Annotated in this window: 15 protein-coding genes and 1 tRNA gene; 9 read left to right on the top strand and 7 right to left on the bottom strand. The window is 52.8% G+C overall.

The features are described from left to right. Positions 1-13 precede the first annotated feature (13 nt). On the bottom strand, positions 14-601 hold the full coding sequence (locus ACQ0PY_RS16495; RefSeq protein ID WP_109740688.1) for a dienelactone hydrolase family protein: 588 nt from the start codon (positions 599-601) through the stop codon (positions 14-16). A 7-nt stretch (positions 602-608) separates the two neighbouring features. Beyond that, positions 609-860: a zinc ribbon domain-containing protein gene (locus ACQ0PY_RS16490; RefSeq protein WP_042999953.1), complete on the bottom strand. Its 252-nt coding sequence runs from the start codon at positions 858-860 to the stop codon at positions 609-611. Between the two features lie 292 nt (positions 861-1,152). Here ACQ0PY_RS16490 and ACQ0PY_RS16485 point away from each other — a divergent pair, with 292 nt between their 5' ends. Further along, entirely contained in the window at positions 1,153-1,764 is a 612-nt protein-coding gene (locus ACQ0PY_RS16485) for a DUF1062 domain-containing protein (RefSeq protein ID WP_109740447.1), read from the top strand. 116 nt (positions 1,765-1,880) lie between these two features. Here ACQ0PY_RS16485 and ACQ0PY_RS16480 read toward each other — a convergent pair whose 3' ends face one another. Further along, a complete protein-coding gene (locus ACQ0PY_RS16480; protein WP_044258443.1) occupies positions 1,881-2,759 on the bottom strand; it encodes a nucleoside deaminase in 879 nt (292 codons plus the stop codon). Positions 2,760-3,221: 462 nt separating this feature from the next. On the opposite strand from ACQ0PY_RS16480, the gene ACQ0PY_RS16475 reads away from it, so the two are divergent. Then, positions 3,222-4,463, top strand: coding sequence for an NAD(P)-dependent oxidoreductase (locus ACQ0PY_RS16475; protein ID WP_109740446.1), 1,242 nt, complete (start codon positions 3,222-3,224; stop codon positions 4,461-4,463). Continuing rightward, on the top strand, positions 4,457-5,692 hold the full coding sequence (gene preA, locus ACQ0PY_RS16470; RefSeq protein ID WP_042999957.1) for an NAD-dependent dihydropyrimidine dehydrogenase subunit PreA: 1,236 nt from the start codon (positions 4,457-4,459) through the stop codon (positions 5,690-5,692). Before ACQ0PY_RS16475 ends, preA begins: the two co-directional genes overlap by 7 nt. Before the next feature lie 37 nt (positions 5,693-5,729). On the opposite strand, the gene ACQ0PY_RS16465 is transcribed toward preA, so the two are convergent. Further along, positions 5,730-5,804 (bottom strand) — tRNA-Arg (locus ACQ0PY_RS16465). Between the two features lie 75 nt (positions 5,805-5,879). Continuing rightward, on the bottom strand, positions 5,880-6,821 hold the full coding sequence (locus tag ACQ0PY_RS16460; protein ID WP_044258449.1) for a formate/nitrite transporter family protein: 942 nt from the start codon (positions 6,819-6,821) through the stop codon (positions 5,880-5,882). A 290-nt stretch (positions 6,822-7,111) separates the two neighbouring features. On the opposite strand from ACQ0PY_RS16460, the gene mlaA reads away from it, so the two are divergent. Then, positions 7,112-7,867, top strand: a complete 756-nt coding sequence (mlaA, locus tag ACQ0PY_RS16455) for a phospholipid-binding lipoprotein MlaA (protein ID WP_044258452.1) — start codon at positions 7,112-7,114, stop codon at positions 7,865-7,867. Between the two features lie 61 nt (positions 7,868-7,928). Here the strand turns inward: mlaA and fadL are convergent, their stop codons facing one another. Beyond that, positions 7,929-9,269 (bottom strand): long-chain fatty acid transporter FadL, encoded by a 1,341-nt coding sequence (gene fadL / locus ACQ0PY_RS16450; protein ID WP_042999959.1) that lies wholly within the window; start codon positions 9,267-9,269, stop codon positions 7,929-7,931. A 373-nt stretch (positions 9,270-9,642) separates the two neighbouring features. On the opposite strand from fadL, the gene ACQ0PY_RS16445 reads away from it, so the two are divergent. From ACQ0PY_RS16445 to sixA, 4 genes are all read left to right on the top strand, one after another. Then, on the top strand, positions 9,643-9,927 hold the full coding sequence (locus ACQ0PY_RS16445) for a YfcZ/YiiS family protein (RefSeq protein ID WP_042317736.1): 285 nt from the start codon (positions 9,643-9,645) through the stop codon (positions 9,925-9,927). A gap of 180 nt (positions 9,928-10,107) precedes the next feature. Next, positions 10,108-11,418 carry an acetyl-CoA C-acyltransferase FadI gene (gene fadI / locus ACQ0PY_RS16440; protein WP_099434018.1) on the top strand — a complete coding sequence of 437 codons (1,311 nt, stop codon included), beginning with the start codon at positions 10,108-10,110 and terminating at the stop codon, positions 11,416-11,418. Beyond that, positions 11,418-13,577, top strand: a complete 2,160-nt coding sequence (gene fadJ, locus ACQ0PY_RS16435; protein WP_109740445.1) for a fatty acid oxidation complex subunit alpha FadJ — start codon at positions 11,418-11,420, stop codon at positions 13,575-13,577. Before fadI ends, fadJ begins: the two co-directional genes overlap by 1 nt. A 192-nt stretch (positions 13,578-13,769) precedes the next feature. Continuing rightward, positions 13,770-14,255 carry a phosphohistidine phosphatase SixA gene (gene sixA / locus ACQ0PY_RS16430; protein ID WP_042999962.1) on the top strand — a complete coding sequence of 162 codons (486 nt, stop codon included), beginning with the start codon at positions 13,770-13,772 and terminating at the stop codon, positions 14,253-14,255. A gap of 217 nt (positions 14,256-14,472) precedes the next feature. On the opposite strand, the gene smrB is transcribed toward sixA, so the two are convergent. Beyond that, on the bottom strand, positions 14,473-15,024 hold the full coding sequence (gene smrB / locus ACQ0PY_RS16425) for an endonuclease SmrB (protein ID WP_042999963.1): 552 nt from the start codon (positions 15,022-15,024) through the stop codon (positions 14,473-14,475). Positions 15,025-15,192: 168 nt separating this feature from the next. Here smrB and prmB point away from each other — a divergent pair, with 168 nt between their 5' ends. Further along, entirely contained in the window at positions 15,193-16,125 is a 933-nt protein-coding gene (prmB, locus tag ACQ0PY_RS16420) for a 50S ribosomal protein L3 N(5)-glutamine methyltransferase (RefSeq protein ID WP_042999964.1), read from the top strand. Positions 16,126-16,128 lie beyond the last annotated feature (3 nt).

Genomic DNA, 16,128 nt, shown 5'->3' with positions numbered 1-16,128 from the left:
GGCAGGATGTCGACTATCCGCAGACCGCGTCAACAAATGCGATGGCATCAGCGACAGCATGGCGCGCCTGCCACGCAAGGTATCCGGGGCTGTCTGCGTCACAAAAGCCGTGCTGTGCATCGTACATATGACATTGCACCAGGGGCAATGTTTCCAGCTTCTGTTGTAGCGCCGTAGGGTCGAATGACGGCTCATGGCGAGCCATGATCATCAGCGCAGGGCAGTGCGGTAACTCATCGCTGTACTGGCGAATGCGAGAGCCATAATGACAAATAACCCCGTCACACAAGCCGCTTCCTGCGACCCGCCATGCGAGCGTTGCCCCGGTGCTGTAGCCGATGACAATCAATTTGCGATGTTGCGCACGCAGTGTGGTAAGCAACGTTAAGATGGGTTGTGGATCAAAACCAACGTGGTTTGAAAAATAGCGATACGCCTCGTCCTGCTGAGCATAGCTGTACGGCGCGTCATGCGGAAAAAGTGCGGGGGCGTAGACATCGAAACCACGCGCCCGCCACATTTCCCTGGTGCGATGTATATGCGCATTGATGCCGTAGATTTCATGCAGGATCACGACGGCATCTGACCGTTGGGTTGGCATCGGCGGTTTAGTCGTCTGCTTTGTGTGCCCAGGCAGGCATGGATGTCAGGTAACGGATTGCGCGCTTACGTGACTCCTCAGGGCCCACTTTTTGCCAGGAATCCAGAAATCCTGCCAGACCGGAAACGGCGTCATCCCAGGGCTTCAGATTGCCTTCGGCATCGCTGCAATAGGCACAGTATTTATCGCTCGCCCCTTTGGCATCGGGTGCGGAAAGTGGCATTCCGCAGGCATGGCAAAACTGTTCTTGCTGTGACATTTCACGCTCCTTGTATCCTGTGGTTGATGAATGAATATACGGTTATTTTTCGAGAAGAATCCGATGCCAGATCAAATAACCCTGATAGTAGTGTCACAAATATTGATTTGATTTATGTATTGAGAGGCCTGGGGTCTGTTAGTCTTGCTGGCCTATCGGTAACTCAAGGGATTGTTGTGCTGGAAATCTTTTCTTAACCCACTGAAAAATATCTTCAAATATTTTTCGCATAGCAAAATTCATGGTTCGTCCAGGACGAATCCGTTTTTGTATGGGTTAAAAAAGGGTCAACATGCACGTCACATGGACTGTCAGTCCCGTGGGATATCAGCGCATTGCGAAGCGCTGTCCTGCCTGCAATATCAAACGCGATTTCATCCCTTCCGGGGCTTTCAGAATGAATTCGCAAAAGAAGCTGCTTGATGTCTGGAGCATCTATAAGTGCCTTCATTGCGATTATACCTGGAATATCAATCTGTTCTCTCGACTCCCTGTCAGCCGTATTGACCGCGATCTTTTTGCGCGGATCGTTGGCAATGACGCAAGCGCGATCCTGTTTTTCGCTCACGATCGCCAGGTTTTGAAGCGAAATAATGCTGAGCTTTCCGGTAGCCCGGAGTTTGCTGTTCGCGAACAGTGGCGGATGACGCTTGCCCGGCATCAACAGGTGAAGGTCACTATCCACTTAACGACCGCCTTTCAGGTCAGTCTGTTGTCGGTGATGAAAAAGCAGTTACGACTCAGTACGGGGGAGGTCGCGCGACGGATTGCAGAAGGGAAGATTCGCGGCATTACGCTGCGTGAGCTAAAAAATCGCAAAATTCATGATATGGCGTATGAGTTTTGGATGAGCCCCGACGCGTTCTACGCGACCCGAAAAATACACATCGGAGTGAAACGCTAAACCAGACGACGCCCGCCAGTATGGCGGGCGTCACCGTCCAACGAGTCAATCCTGCGAGGGATATCGCGTTTCCGTGATGAGGTCTTTTTATTTTACGGACAATTTCTCCTGAAATATCAATCTTCAAGTGAGATAAATTCTTCGCAAAAAGGCGTATAGGGACGCAGATTCGCGTAATTCCGCGAGAAGCGAAGTCTGCGGTCAATATTTTTGACCAGCCTGTTTGTGGAATCTTCATTCAGGAGTTTACACACGTGCCGTGTATCCAGACGTAATATTTTGCACGCCTCCAGCGTTGGACAGAAATTCATGGAATGGAACGTGATCTGTTTTTCACTTCTCGCCACCACAGGCATTTCATCAACTGTGGTGTGAAATCGACTTACCAGCAAGCGATGGGCCGCTTCTAACAGATTGCTGTGTTCAGCACGCAGTATCGCGCTATTCTCACAGAACCAGGCCGTTCGACGCGCAATGGAATCGGCATTCAGCGCCCTAAGATCGTCATCGGTCGCCGAACGTAGTCTATTGATTTCATTTCGAACATCCGCGCGATAAAGAGTTGCGCATTCTCGCTGAAGAATACCTTTATGTACGGTAATATCCATTCCTGCTTTATCAAACGCTTCAGTACAGAGGAATAAAATCCGCCGCCGCCCCTGGGCCAGCGCATCCTGAATAGAGTATCCAAAGGCTATCTCTTTGATACCTGACCACGCAATGGCGAAGGCACACATCGGACAAGGTTCACTGGTTGAGAGAAGAAGACAACCGGATAAATCTTTGCCGATCTTTTTCCCGGCGAGTTTAATGGCATTAATTTCCGCGTGCGATGTCGGGTCTGATTCTGTTTCCTCACCATCATGCGCAGAGGCAATGATTTCCCCATCCTTGATGATGACTGCGCCAAAACCTTTATTTCCTTCACGCAGACTTTCTTCCGCTTCACGAATGGCGTGGCGCATATAGGATTCAAGTTGAATAATATCATCCATAAGTTATTTATTCCGTGGCGTATTTTTATGAATTATTACACCGCCGTTATTCCGCTGGCAAGGAACAATAACAGAATTTACTGCCACACAAAAAAGCGTTATTTACGTAAGGTTTGGTGACTCATTATTTATTTGAAAAGAGATTTCTGCATAAACGCGCCGATCCCCTGTGCGATGCCGCCGAATAAAAACATCAGTATTCCCGGAACGACTGACGCCGTGCCAAACGGCTGCGCGTTTTTTCGCAACCGTCTTTTTTTGCAAAACACAATTAATGCGTTCTTATTACAAAAATAGTTTCTATTCGCATCTTATCTATTCCTGCGGTCGCTGTAATTCCATACTTTTTATCTGGTTATCTGTGAATGCTTTCACAACATCCATTCAGTCATAAGCCTAGCCTCATAAGTAGCTATTTGTACTCAGTTTGCCTTACGTAAACTTATTATTAAGGAATGGCATATGTCGCAACGAGACTACCTTGATGAACTGATTCCTGGCTTCACGCCCTTGTTGGCTATCAAAGAAGCTTCCCGCTGTTTGCTGTGTCACGACGCACCGTGCAGCCGATCCTGTCCGGCGGAAACAGACCCGGGGAAATTTATCCGCTCTGTTTATTTCCGTAACTTTAAGGGCGCGGCCGAAACCATTAGAGAAAATAACGCGCTTGGCGCCGTCTGCGCCCGGGTATGTCCCACGGAAAAACTCTGCCAGCACGGCTGTTCCCGTTCCGGAATTGATAAACCTATCGATATTGCCCGTTTGCAACGGTTTGTCACCGACTTTGAACGACAAACGCAGATGCAGATTTATCAGCCAGGTCGTAAAGATAAGGGCAAAGTTGCCATCGTGGGGGCGGGCCCTGCCGGCTTGCAGGCCAGTGTCACGTTGTGCAATCTGGGCTATGACGTCACTGTGTTCGAAAAAATGGCCCAACCCGGCGGTTGGTTGCGCCACGGCATTCCTGAATTCCGTCTGCCGCAATCGGTGCTGGACGCTGAAATTGCGCGTATTACGGAAATGGGGGTGACAATCCGCTGTGGCTGCGAGATTGGCAACACTGTCACGCTGGAGGCGCTCAAAGCTGAATATCGCGCTGTCCTGCTGACGGTCGGCCTGTCAAAAGGCATGTCGCTGCCGTTGTTTAATGACGCGGGGACGGCAGAAATCGCCGTCGACTTTTTAAAACGCGCGCGTGGCAAGGCGGGTGGCATATCCGTGCCGCAAAGCGCGCTGGTGATTGGCGGCGGCGATGTCGCCATGGACGTGGCCAGTACGCTCAAAATTCTCGGCTGTGAATCGGTTACCTGCGTGGCGCGTGAAGAGCTTGCGGAGTTCCCGGCCAGTGAAAAAGAGTTCACCACCACCCAGGCGCTGGGCGTCTCTATCATTGATGGCTTTACGCCAACGGCAGTTGACGGAAATAAGGTCACCTTCAGGCACGTGCGCCTGCCTGGCGAGCTATCTCTGACCGCAGAAAAAATTATCCTCGCCGTCGGTCAGCATGCCGGGCTGGAAGCCTTCTCCGGCATTCGGGTACAACGCAATACCGTCGACACTCAACATTACCAGACTGCAGTTCCGGGACTGTTCGCCGCTGGCGATATCGTCCAGGGAGATAAAACCGTGGTGTATGCCGTTAAAACCGGGAAAGAAGCCGCTCAAGCCATTCATCACTATTTAGAGGAGGCGTCATCATGCTAACCAAAGATCTCTCTATTACCTTCTGCGGCGTGAAGTTTCCCAATCCGTTCTGCCTCTCTTCTTCCCCGGTCGGCAATTGCTATGAGATGTGCGCTAAAGCCTACGATAGCGGCTGGGGCGGCATCGTTTTTAAAACCATCGGTTTCTTTATCGCCAACGAAGTTTCTCCCCGCTTCGACCATCTGATTAAAGAAGACACCGGGTTTATCGGCTTTAAAAACATGGAGCAGATTGCTGAGCACCCGCTGGCAGAAAATCTTGCGGCGATTCGTCGGCTCAAACAAGATTACCCGGATAAGGTGCTGATCGCCTCGATCATGGGGGAAAATGAGCAGCAGTGGCAGGATCTGGCGCGTCTGGTCGAAGAGGCTGGCGCGGATATGATTGAATGCAACTTCTCCTGTCCGCAGATGACCTCTCACGCCATGGGGAGCGATGTGGGGCAAAGTCCTGAACTGGTGGAGAAATATTGCCAGGCGGTGAAACGCGGCTCTTCTCTGCCGATGCTCGCTAAAATGACGCCCAATATCGGCGATATGTGCGAGGTTGCGCTGGCGGCGAAACGCGGTGGTGCCGATGGTATTGCCGCCATCAACACCGTCAAGTCAATTACCAATATTGACCTCAAGCGTAAATTGGGTCTGCCAGTCGTCAATGGCAAATCCAGTATTTCGGGCTATTCAGGTAAAGCGGTGAAACCGATTGCCCTGCGCTTCATTCAGCAGCTACGCACCCATCCTGAGCTGAAAGATTTTCCGATTAGCGGTATCGGTGGAATTGAAACCTGGGAAGATGCTGCCGAGTTCTTGCTGCTGGGCGCCGCAACACTTCAGGTGACAACCGGCATTATGCAGTACGGTTATCGCATTGTTGAAGATATGATCAGCGGCTTGTCGCACTATCTTAACGATCAGGGTTTCGACTCGCTGGATGAGATGGTGGGGCTGGCAAATGCCAATATCGTTCCGGCAGAAGATCTCGACCGCAGTTATATCGTTTACCCGCATATTAATCAGGAAAAATGCGTCGGCTGCGGTCGTTGCTACATTTCCTGCTTCGACGGTGGTCATCAGGCGATGGAGTGGAACGAACAGACGCGGACCCCGCACTGCAATACCGAAAAATGCGTCGGCTGCCTGCTGTGCGGCCATGTTTGCCCGGTCGCGTGTATCAGCCTCGGAGAGGTAGTATTCAAACCCGGCGAAAAAGCGCATTCGGTCACCCTTTAACGCCTGGACGTTTTCCGGCTCGCCACGGTGGGCCGGATGGTGTCCCCTGCAGGAATCGAACCTGCAACTAGCCCTTAGGAGGGGCTCGTTATATCCATTTAACTAAGGGGACGAGGCGGCACGAGTATACCGGTTTTTGTTTGCCCCGGTAAGAGAGTGACCGCCTGACTGTTCAAACCGTCGCCATTCAGGACTGTTTTTCCTCCTTTTTCTGCGCATTGTCTCTTTTTTGTGCCGCGATTCTGGCTTCTTCTTTGCGGGCGTTGCTCATATCGTTGCGGATCTGCGCGTGGCTCATCAGGGCAAAGATAAAGGTGCCGCCGCAAATGTTTCCGGCAAGCGTGGGTAAGGCAAACGGCCAGAGGAAGTCGCTCCAGTGCAGCGTGCCGTTAAATACCAGATAGAGAATTTCGACCGACCCGACGACGATGTGGGTGGTATCGCCTAACGCAATCAGCCACGTCATCAGGATGATCACCACAATTTTCGCTGCACCCGCCGCCGGGAACATCCAGACCATGGTGGCAATCAGCCAGCCGGAAATAATGGCATTGGCAAACATCTCCGTAGGTGAATTTTTCATCACGTCCATGCCGATCTTCACGAACGCATCGCGGGTCTCTTCGTTGAAAATGGGCATGTATTCAAAGGCCCACGCCGCGACGCCGGTGCCCAGCACGTTCCCCAGCAGTACGATACCCCACAGTCGCATCAACAGGCCCGCGTTACTGAGCGTCGGATTCTGCATGACGGGCAGCACGGCGGTGACGGTGTTTTCAGTGAACAACTGCTGACGAGCCATGATGACGATGATAAAGCCAAAGGTATAGCCGAGATTCTCCAGCAAGAAACTGCCGGGTACCCCCTCCAGTTCAACGTGGAAGATCCCTTTTGCCAGCAGCGAAGCCCCCATCGAAAGCCCGGCGGCGATGGCAGACCACAGCAATGCCATCGCGTCCCGTTCCAGCTCTTTCTCCCCGTCCTGACGAATATGCTCATGAATCGCCATCGCCCGCGAGGGGAGGCGATCCTCATCCAGTTCTATCTTCTTCCCATCCTGTTTTTCTTCACTTTCGACGGCAAGCTCGTCGCTATGTTTATCTAATTTGTCGTTTTCATGATCGACCATTATTCGTCTCCGGTATGAGCACTGACACGTTAAAGCGTAGCGGTTTTTAGCCTGCTCCCGTCAGGACATGTTCTGAAAACGCAAAAATGGTAACGTTTGTTTTTCTTCATCCCGCTAAAATAGAAGCGCGACGATTCTGGTGTGACCAGGCTATGATCAAATCAACAAGTTCGGTGATATAGACATCGTTTGACGTACTGTTACAATCGCTCACACCTTTACAGGCGGATACGATAGCGTTCCGTCATGGATGGCAATCAGCGATAGCCATAATTAACAGGGAGACATTTATGAAGCTTCGCCTGTCGGCGCTTGCGCTGGGAACCACACTGCTGGTGGGGTGTGCGAGTTCCGGCACAGAACAGCAGGGGCGTTCAGACCCGCTTGAAGGGTTCAACCGCACCATGTACAACTTCAACTTTAATGTGTTGGATCCGTATATCGTTCGACCGGTGGCCGTCGCATGGCGTGATTATGTTCCGCAGCCTGCCCGTAATGGTCTGAGCAACTTCACTGGCAACCTGGAAGAGCCGGCGGTGATGGTGAACTATTTCCTGCAGGGCGATCCGTATCAGGGGATGGTGCATTTCACCCGCTTCTTCCTCAACACGATCCTGGGGATGGGGGGCTTTATTGACGTCGCCGGTATGGCGAACCCGAAACTGCAGCGTGTTGAACCGCATCGCTTCGGCAGCACTTTAGGTCACTATGGCGTAGGTTACGGTCCTTACGTGCACTTACCGTTCTATGGTAGCTGGACGATCCGTGATGATGGCGGCGATATGGCGGATACGTTATATCCGGTGCTCTCCTGGCTGACCTGGCCGATGTCTATCGGTAAATGGACGGTTGAAGGGATTGAAACCCGTGCCCAGTTGCTGGATTCCGATGGTCTGCTGCGTCAGTCTTCCGATCCCTACATTATGGTTCGTGAAGCTTACTTCCAGCGTCATGATTTTATCGCTGATGGCGGCAAGCTCAAGCCGCAGGAAAACCCGAACGCGCAGGCGATTCAGGATGAACTCAAAGAGATCGATTCCGAGTAAGCCAGATTGAGCAAATAAAAAGGTGAGCTAAAAAGCTCACCTTTTTTACATCTGCAAGAAATCAGAATGCGTAGTTGAAGTTGGTACCGAACAGCCAGGCTTTACCTTCAGACTCGAACTGGTACGGACCTTCGTTAATCTTAACGCTCTGACCGTGCATGTAAGAGACACCAACGTCCACAGACGCATCTTTATTGAAGGCGTAGGTGGTACCGGCGCTCAGCCAGAAGCGGTCTTGATCCGGAATCGAGATAGAGCGGTTTTGTGATGGAACCGGGCTATCATCGAAGGCGATACCGGTACGGAACGTCCAGTTATCATCGTAGTAGTAGGTGGTTCCCAGTGCGATGCGGTAAGCGTCTTTAAAGCCTTCATGTTTCTGGAACAGCGTATCACCACTGGTGGATTTTGCTTTCAGCTCCTGGAACTGACTCCAGCTGGTATAGGCCAGGCTGTAGTGGATAGCCCACTGCGGCGCTACGCGGTTATAACCGGACACTTCCCACATTTCTGGCAGGTTAAGCGTCAGGTAACCTGACTGAGTGGCGCCGCCGGTAGCGGTCGGGATACCCAGGTTGTAGTTGTTGATCGCCGGAGGCAGATCGCTGCTGTAATTACCTTTAAAGTCAATTTTGACTTCAGAACGGTAGGTCAACGCGTAGCGGTTGTTTTTATCCAGTTCATACAGGATCCCGGCGTTCCAGCCGAAGCCCCATTGGTTACCATTCAGATGAGCAATTTTGGTATCGCTTGGGATGCCATTTGCGGTGGCAGCCAGTTGCTGACCCTGCGGCGTTTGTCCGGCTGGAGAGTTCATCACCTGACCGGCGACCAGTTGCCCCAGGTCACCGGCGAAGCGTTCGATTTTCGCACGCGCATAAACGGCGTTCAGACCAAGACCGAAGCTCCAGGCATCGTCTAAGCGATAGGCGCCGCTTAAGTTGAGGTTCATGGTTTCGAGGTCGGTGGTACCGCCAACAGAACCGCCTGCGTAGGTATCGTTGAACTCTGTTGCCAGACCGTAGTTAGAGGTAATTGATGCCCCCCAACCGAACTGATCGTTAATTGGCGCAACAAAGTGTGCGTTTGGCACCCATGCCGTTGGCGCGATGTTATCGGCATCAAGGCTACGGCCAGACGGAGAGCGTCCGCTGATGTTGACGTCCGGATCGATATAGACCGCACCCGCAGAGAACGTCGGGCGATCGAACATTGTGATCAGCGCTGGGTTACGGCTGACGTTACCTGCATCGTCTGCGATAGCGCCTTCACCCGAATAGGCCCGGCCGAGGCCAGAGGAAGAAAATTCGTTTAACTGAAAGCCTGCAGACCAGGCCTGGGTGGAGATAATTGCCACTGCGACTGCGAGAGCAGACTTTGTTAACAGGGTTTTCTGGCTCATGACCATAACCTCAATTGATTTATTTTTATACAAACTATGTTACATGGTGTAACAGGAGCGCGAAGTGTAGGGTCTGTGGTACAACATAGAAATCAGACCAGTGGCGTGAGTATAGGTCTGACCAGCTGAAATGTTGCAAGTATGTTTATAACTTTTTTCAATTGTGATCTTAAAAACGCGATCCAGCTGGCAAAATTGACGGTTTGCGCACTCACCCTTTTAGGTGAAATTTGTTTTAGATCATTTTTAATTGTGATTTCGGTCACTTATCGCATTTCGCACAATTAACAACTGGAGAGGTGAATGTGGGGGGCGTAAAATATCCCCATCGTTTATCTGGCACCCTGGGTGCGAAATACAGAGGAAATCTACAATGAGTAAATGCAGTGCTGATGAAACCCCGGTTTGCTGCTGTATGGATGTTGGTACCATCATGGACAACTCCGATTGCACCGCATCATACAGCCGCGTGTTCGCTAACCGCGCAGAGGCTGAAGAGACGCTGGCGGCGCTGACCGAAAAAGCCCGTAGCGTGGAATCTGAACCGTGCAAAATCACCTCGACCTTCACTGAAGAGTCTGACGGCGTGCGGCTGGATATCGATTTTGTCTTCGCCTGCGAAGCCGAAACCCTGATTTTCCAGCTGGGTCTGCGTTAATCCCGCCTCGTTGTTTCTGATGCCCCGGTGAGTTTTCCCCGGGGCATTTTCGTTTCAGGCAGTGATTATTCACTGTGTCGTAGCTCTCACTTTCTTTGCGCTCCGCTTGGCTAAATGTAAAAAATTGGTTAAGACTATGATCAGGTCAGACCACTTATTTATTTTTTACAGGGGAGTGTTATGAGTCAGGCATTACCGCTGGTCACCCGTCAGGGCGATCGCATCGCCATCGTGAGCGGATTACGTACGCCTTTTGCCCGTCAGGCGACCGCATATCATGGCATTCCCGCCGTCGATCTCGGCAAAATGGTGGTTGGCGAACTGCTTGCACGCAGTGAAATCCCTGCTGATGTGATTGAACAACTGGTTTTTGGCCAGGTGGTACAGATGCCGGAAGCGCCGAACATCGCGCGTGAAATTGTGCTCGGGACCGGGATGAATGTGCATACCGATGCCTACAGCGTCAGTCGTGCCTGTGCAACCAGTTTTCAGGCAGTGGCTAACGTCGCAGAAAGCCTGATGGCCGGCACCATTCGTGCGGGTATCGCCGGTGGGGCTGATTCATCTTCGGTGCTGCCCATTGGCGTCAGCAAAAAACTGGCGCGGGTGCTGGTCGATGTCAACAAAGCCCGCACGATGGGGCAGCGTCTGAAACTCTTTTCCCGTCTGCGCTTGCGCGATCTGATGCCCGTCCCGCCTGCTGTGGCGGAATACTCAACCGGTCTGCGAATGGGCGATACCGCTGAGCAGATGGCGAAAACCTACGGGATTACCCGTGAACAACAGGATGCCCTGGCGCATCGTTCTCATCAGCGGGCCGCCCTGGCGTGGGCAGAAGGTAAGCTCGCCGATGAAGTCATGACCACTTACACACCGCCTTTTAAAGAGCCCCTGTCTGAAGATAACAATATTCGCGGCAACTCCACGCTGGCAGATTACGCCAGACTGCGTCCGGCATTTGACCGCAAGCATGGCAGCGTTACGGCGGCAAACAGCACTCCGCTGACCGATGGCGCGGCGGCAGTCATCCTGATGACGGAATCTCGAGCGAAAGAGTTGGGGCTGGTTCCGCTCGGCTATCTGCGCAGCTACGCGTTTACCGCGATCGATGTCTGGCAGGATATGCTGCTGGGTCCGGCCTGGTCTACGCCGCTGGCGCTGGAACGTGCGGGCATCACAATGGCCGATCTGACGCTTTTCGATATGCACGAAGCCTTTGCCGCGCAGACGCTTGCCAATCTCCAGTTACTTGGCAGTGAGCGTTTTGCCCGCGAGGTGCTCGGTCGAAGCCATGCCACTGGCGAAGTGGATGACAGCAAATTTAACGTACTTGGCGGTTCAATTGCCTTTGGACATCCATTTGCCGCGACGGGCGCGAGGATGATCACGCAAACGCTGCACGAATTACGTCGTCGTGGTGGCGGCTTTGGCCTGGTCACCGCCTGCGCAGCGGGTGGGCTGGGTGCGGCAATGGTTCTGGAGGCGGAATAATGGAAATGACATCGGCTTTTACGCTTAACGTGCGTCTGGACAACGTCGCGGTCATCTCTGTTGATGTCCCCGGAGAAAAGATGAATACCCTTAAGGCGGAGTTTGCCTCGCAGGTACGCATCATTCTTAAACAGATTCGCGAGAACAAGGCGATTCGCGGCGTCGTCATTATTTCTGCAAAAGCGGACAATTTTATTGCCGGGGCGGATATCAATATGATTGGCCGCTGCAAAAGCGCCCAGGAAGCAGAAACGCTGGCGCGACAGGGGCAGCAACTGATGGCCGAGATTAACGCGCTGCCGATTCCGGTGGTGGCCGCCATTCACGGCGCTTGCCTGGGTGGCGGACTTGAACTGGCGCTGGCCTGTCATACTCGCGTTTGCACGGACGATGCAAAAACCGTACTCGGTTTACCGGAAGTGCAACTCGGGCTGCTGCCGGGGTCGGGCGGTACCCAACGGCTACCCCGACGGGTGGGTGTTAGTACGGCGCTGGATATGATCCTCACTGGTAAGCAACTTCGCGCGAAGCAGGCGCTGAAAGCGGGGCTGGTGGATGAGGTAGTCTCGCAGACGATCCTGCTGGATGCTGCCGTGGAATGGGCGAAAAAAGATCGTCCCGTTCACCGCGCTTTACCGGTTCGTGAACGTATTCTGGCGGGCCCGCTCGGACGGGCGTTGCTGTTCCGCATGGTCAGCAAGAAAACAGAACAGAAAACCCAGGGAAATTACCCGGCGACAGAACGTATTTTACAGGTGATTGAAACCGGACTGGCACAGGGGAGTAGCAGCGGCTATGACGCGGAAGCGCGCGCGTTTGGCGAGCTGGCGATGACGCCGCAATCGCAGGCGTTACGCAATATCTTTTTTGCCAGTACGGACGTGAAAAAGGATCCGGGCAGCGAGGTGCCGCCAGGGCCGCTTAACAGCGTCGGCGTTTTAGGTGGTGGACTGATGGGAGGCGGTATTGCGTACGTCACAGCCTGTAAAGGTGGCTTGCCAGTTCGTATCAAAGACATAAATACCAAAGGAATCAATCACGCGCTGAAATACAGCTGGGATCAGCTTGAAACGAAGGTACGTCGTCGGCATATCAAAGCCAGTGAACGTGACAAACAGCTGGCGCTAATATCGGGTTCGACCGACTATCGCGGCTTTTCCCATCGCGACCTGGTGATTGAAGCGGTATTTGAAGATCTGTCGTTAAAACAACAGATGGTGGCGGAAGTTGAGCAGAATTGCGCATCCCACACCATTTTTGCCTCCAACACGTCATCTTTACCGATTAGCGATATTGCGGCCAAAGCGGCCAGGCCTGAGCAGGTGATTGGTCTGCACTTCTTTAGCCCGGTAGAAAAAATGCCGCTGGTGGAGGTGATTCCGCATGCTATGACGTCGGGGCAAACCATCGCCACTACGGTTAAGCTGGCGAAAAAACAGGGCAAAACGCCAATTGTGGTGCGTGATAAGGCTGGGTTCTACGTAAACCGCATTCTTGCGCCGTATATCAATGAAGCGATTCGCCTGCTGACCGAAGGTGAGCGGGTCGAGCAGATCGACAGCGCACTGGTAAAGTTTGGTTTTCCGGTTGGGCCAATCCAACTTTTGGATGAGGTCGGAATCGACACAGGCACTAAAATTATACCGATACTGGAAGCCGCTTATGGCGAGCGTTTTAGCGCCCCTGCAAATGTTGTTTCATCAATTTTGAATGACGATCGCAAAGGTAGAAAAAATGGTCGGGGTTTCTATCTTTATGGGGCGAAAGGGCGTAAAAGCAAAAAACAGGTCGACCCTACAATTTATACGCTTATAGGCGCTCAGGGGCAGAGCCGGCTCTCCGCTTCGCAGATTGCGGAACGCTGCGTCATGTTAATGCTCAATGAGGCGGCGCGCTGCTTCGATGAGCAGGTGATCCGTAGCGCGCGCGACGGTGACATTGGCGCAGTGTTTGGTATTGGTTTTCCTCCGTTTCTCGGTGGCCCGTTCCGTTATATGGATTCTCTCGGGGCGGGTGAAGTGGTTGCGGTATTGCAACGTCTGGCTTCGCTGTATGGTCCGCGGTTCACGCCGTGCGATACGTTGTTACAGATGGCGGAGCGGGGTGAAAGTTTCTGGAAAGCAGATGCAACTGACCTGAAAGAACAAGGTCAAATGTAAGGTATATCCGCACTGAATGGCTGTGGGTTGGTTAAATTGTAAACACAGATTGACTATACTTACGCCATTGAGGTAAAACACAGCGTTTCATTCAGTGAACGGATAAGGCACAATGCCGGCCACTGCATTACAGCAACCCTGAGGGGTTTTGGCTGGGGTGCGTGTGATTCTGGTTAACAAAAGCGGTGCAATATGCAAGTTTTTATCATGCGTCACGGCGACGCGGCCCTCGATGCCGCCAGTGATTCGGTTCGTCCCTTAACCCCCTGCGGTTGTGACGAATCACGCCTTATGGCGAACTGGCTGAAAGGTCAAAAAGTGGATATCGAACGTGTTCTGGTGAGCCCGTTCCTGCGAGCCGAACAAACGTTGGATGTGGTAGGGGGATGCATGAACCTGCCACGCGACGTGGATGTTTTGCCGGAGTTGACTCCCTGCGGCGATGTCGGTCTGGTCAGCGCCTATTTGCAGGCTCTGGCCAATGAAGGCGTAGCCACCGCGCTGGTAATCTCCCACCTTCCGTTAGTGGGGTATCTGGTGTCCGAGCTGTGTCCAGGCGAAACGCCGCCGATGTTTACCACCTCCGCGATTGCCAGTGTGACGCTGGATGAAAGCGGAAAAGGGGTGTTCAACTGGCAGATGAGCCCGTGCAACCTCAAAATGGCGAAAGCGATTTAACCGCTGTATTCTCTGTAAAGAACCGCTGATGCGGCTCTTCAGACTGCTGACAAAGAAGAAAAAACGTGGTTTTTCCTTCTTTGTGGTTATCAGCCGAAAATCAATAAATTGATTTTTCCTGGTTTTTTAATGAGGTGCTCTCTGCTTGTCGGGGGGCCGGAATCAGGTTTATCAGTACGCTAAAGAGCCGCTGATGCGGCTCTTGTTGTTTCTGTGCTCAGGGCAGTTCCGGCGGCGCCCACTCTTCCACTTCGATTAACACCAGCAGCGCGGCATCGCCGCCGTACTCTTTCGGTGCCTGATGGAAGGCCATGACGTGCGGATGCTGCGCCAGCCACAGCGGCGTCTGTTGTTTCAGCACATGTTTGCCGTGACCGTGCATCACGCAGGCGCAAAACACATGTTCCCGGCGGCAGGCGGCAATCAGCGCGCCCAGTTCCTGCTTTGCCTGAAGCTGCGTCAGACCGTGTAAATCGAGAAACAGCTCCGGAGAGTAATCGCCACGGCGCATTTTCTTCAGCTCGAAATGGCTCACGTCAGGACGGACATATTTGACCGGGCCTTCCGTATTCAGCAGCGGCTGAAACTCATCAGAGAAATAATGGCTGGCATCGGCCTGCTCCGAAAGCAGCCGCTTAACCGGCACCTCGGTGATCTTTTTACGCAGCGGGCGATGAACAATGGTGTCCTGTTTAATCTGACGGGTGCCGGTCATCAGCTGCCGGAACAGCGCCTGGTCCTCCTCGCTCAGCGATGTTTTCTTTTTCATTCTGCGATCTCATCTTTTTTTATTGTCCGTTAGTTTACCCGACTCGATGCGGATGCGAATGCTCAAAACGCAATTTTCACCCGCAACCCCTGCGTGATTGCTGATTTATCGCCGTCTTCATGGCAAACTAGCCGCCGAAATTAATGCGAGCATGCCCTGGAGGAACAGGTGGATAAAATTTTCGTTGATGAAGCAGTGAGTGATCTGCATACCATTCAGGACATGTTGCGCTGGGCGGTCAGCCGTTTTAGCGCGGCGAACATCTGGTACGGTCACGGTACCGATAACCCGTGGGATGAAGCCGTGCAACTGGTGTTGCCATCGCTGTATCTGCCGCTGGATATTCCAGAAGATATGCGTACCGCGCGCCTGACCTCCAGCGAACGCCACCGTATTGTTGAGCGCGTAATCCGCCGTGTGAACGAACGTATTCCGGTGGCCTATCTGACCAACAAAGCCTGGTTCTGCGGCCATGAGTTTTATGTTGATGAGCGCGTGCTGGTGCCGCGTTCTCCAATTGGTGAGTTGATCAACAACCGCTTTGCGGGGCTGGTCAGTGAGCCGCCTCAGCTAATCCTTGATATGTGTACCGGTAGCGGCTGTATTGCGATTGCCTGCGCCTATGCCTTCCCGGAAGCGGAAGTGGATGCGGTAGATATCTCGGCGGACGCGCTGGCCGTGACCGAACACAACATTGAAGAGCACGGTCTGATCCATCATGTCACGCCGATTCGTTCCGATCTGTTCCGTGACCTGCCGAAGGTTCAGTACGATCTGATCGTAACCAACCCGCCGTACGTTGATGCGGAAGATATGTCCGATCTGCCTAATGAATATCGTCATGAGCCGGAACTGGGTCTGGCGTCCGGCACTGACGGCCTGAAACTCACCCGTCGCATTCTGGGCAACGCGCCGGATTACCTGTCTGATAACGGCATTCTGATTTGTGAAGTCGGTAACAGCATGGTACATCTGATGGAACAATATCCGGATGTGCCGTTCACCTGGCTGGAATTTGACAATGGCGGCGATGGCGTCTTTATGCTGACCAAAGCCGAGTTGATTGCTGCCCGCGAGCACTTCAGCCTCTATAAAGATTAAACC

It is taken from the genome of Citrobacter sp. LST-B2, from assembly GCF_057983045.1.
The sequence above is the reverse complement of the archived record's forward strand: the minus strand, read 5'-3'. Positions and strand labels throughout refer to the sequence as shown.

What these genes read in the sequence shown, in the direction of transcription:
- ACQ0PY_RS16495 (WP_109740688.1), bottom strand. Translation starts at nt 601, where the DNA reads ATGCCAACCCAACGGTCAGATGCCGTCGTGATCCTGCATGAAATCTAC.
- fadI (WP_099434018.1), top strand. Translation starts at nt 10,108, where the DNA reads ATGAGTCAGGCATTACCGCTGGTCACCCGTCAGGGCGATCGCATCGCC.
- fadL (WP_042999959.1), bottom strand. Translation starts at nt 9,269, where the DNA reads ATGAGCCAGAAAACCCTGTTAACAAAGTCTGCTCTCGCAGTCGCAGTG.
- ACQ0PY_RS16460 (WP_044258449.1), bottom strand. Translation starts at nt 6,821, where the DNA reads ATGGTCGATCATGAAAACGACAAATTAGATAAACATAGCGACGAGCTT.
- smrB (WP_042999963.1), bottom strand. Translation starts at nt 15,024, where the DNA reads ATGAAAAAGAAAACATCGCTGAGCGAGGAGGACCAGGCGCTGTTCCGG.
- ACQ0PY_RS16490 (WP_042999953.1), bottom strand. Translation starts at nt 860, where the DNA reads ATGTCACAGCAAGAACAGTTTTGCCATGCCTGCGGAATGCCACTTTCC.
- sixA (WP_042999962.1), top strand. Translation starts at nt 13,770, where the DNA reads ATGCAAGTTTTTATCATGCGTCACGGCGACGCGGCCCTCGATGCCGCC.
- ACQ0PY_RS16475 (WP_109740446.1), top strand. Translation starts at nt 3,222, where the DNA reads ATGTCGCAACGAGACTACCTTGATGAACTGATTCCTGGCTTCACGCCC.
- ACQ0PY_RS16485 (WP_109740447.1), top strand. Translation starts at nt 1,153, where the DNA reads ATGCACGTCACATGGACTGTCAGTCCCGTGGGATATCAGCGCATTGCG.
- mlaA (WP_044258452.1), top strand. Translation starts at nt 7,112, where the DNA reads ATGAAGCTTCGCCTGTCGGCGCTTGCGCTGGGAACCACACTGCTGGTG.
- ACQ0PY_RS16480 (WP_044258443.1), bottom strand. Translation starts at nt 2,759, where the DNA reads ATGGATGATATTATTCAACTTGAATCCTATATGCGCCACGCCATTCGT.
- preA (WP_042999957.1), top strand. Translation starts at nt 4,457, where the DNA reads ATGCTAACCAAAGATCTCTCTATTACCTTCTGCGGCGTGAAGTTTCCC.
- fadJ (WP_109740445.1), top strand. Translation starts at nt 11,418, where the DNA reads ATGGAAATGACATCGGCTTTTACGCTTAACGTGCGTCTGGACAACGTC.
- ACQ0PY_RS16445 (WP_042317736.1), top strand. Translation starts at nt 9,643, where the DNA reads ATGAGTAAATGCAGTGCTGATGAAACCCCGGTTTGCTGCTGTATGGAT.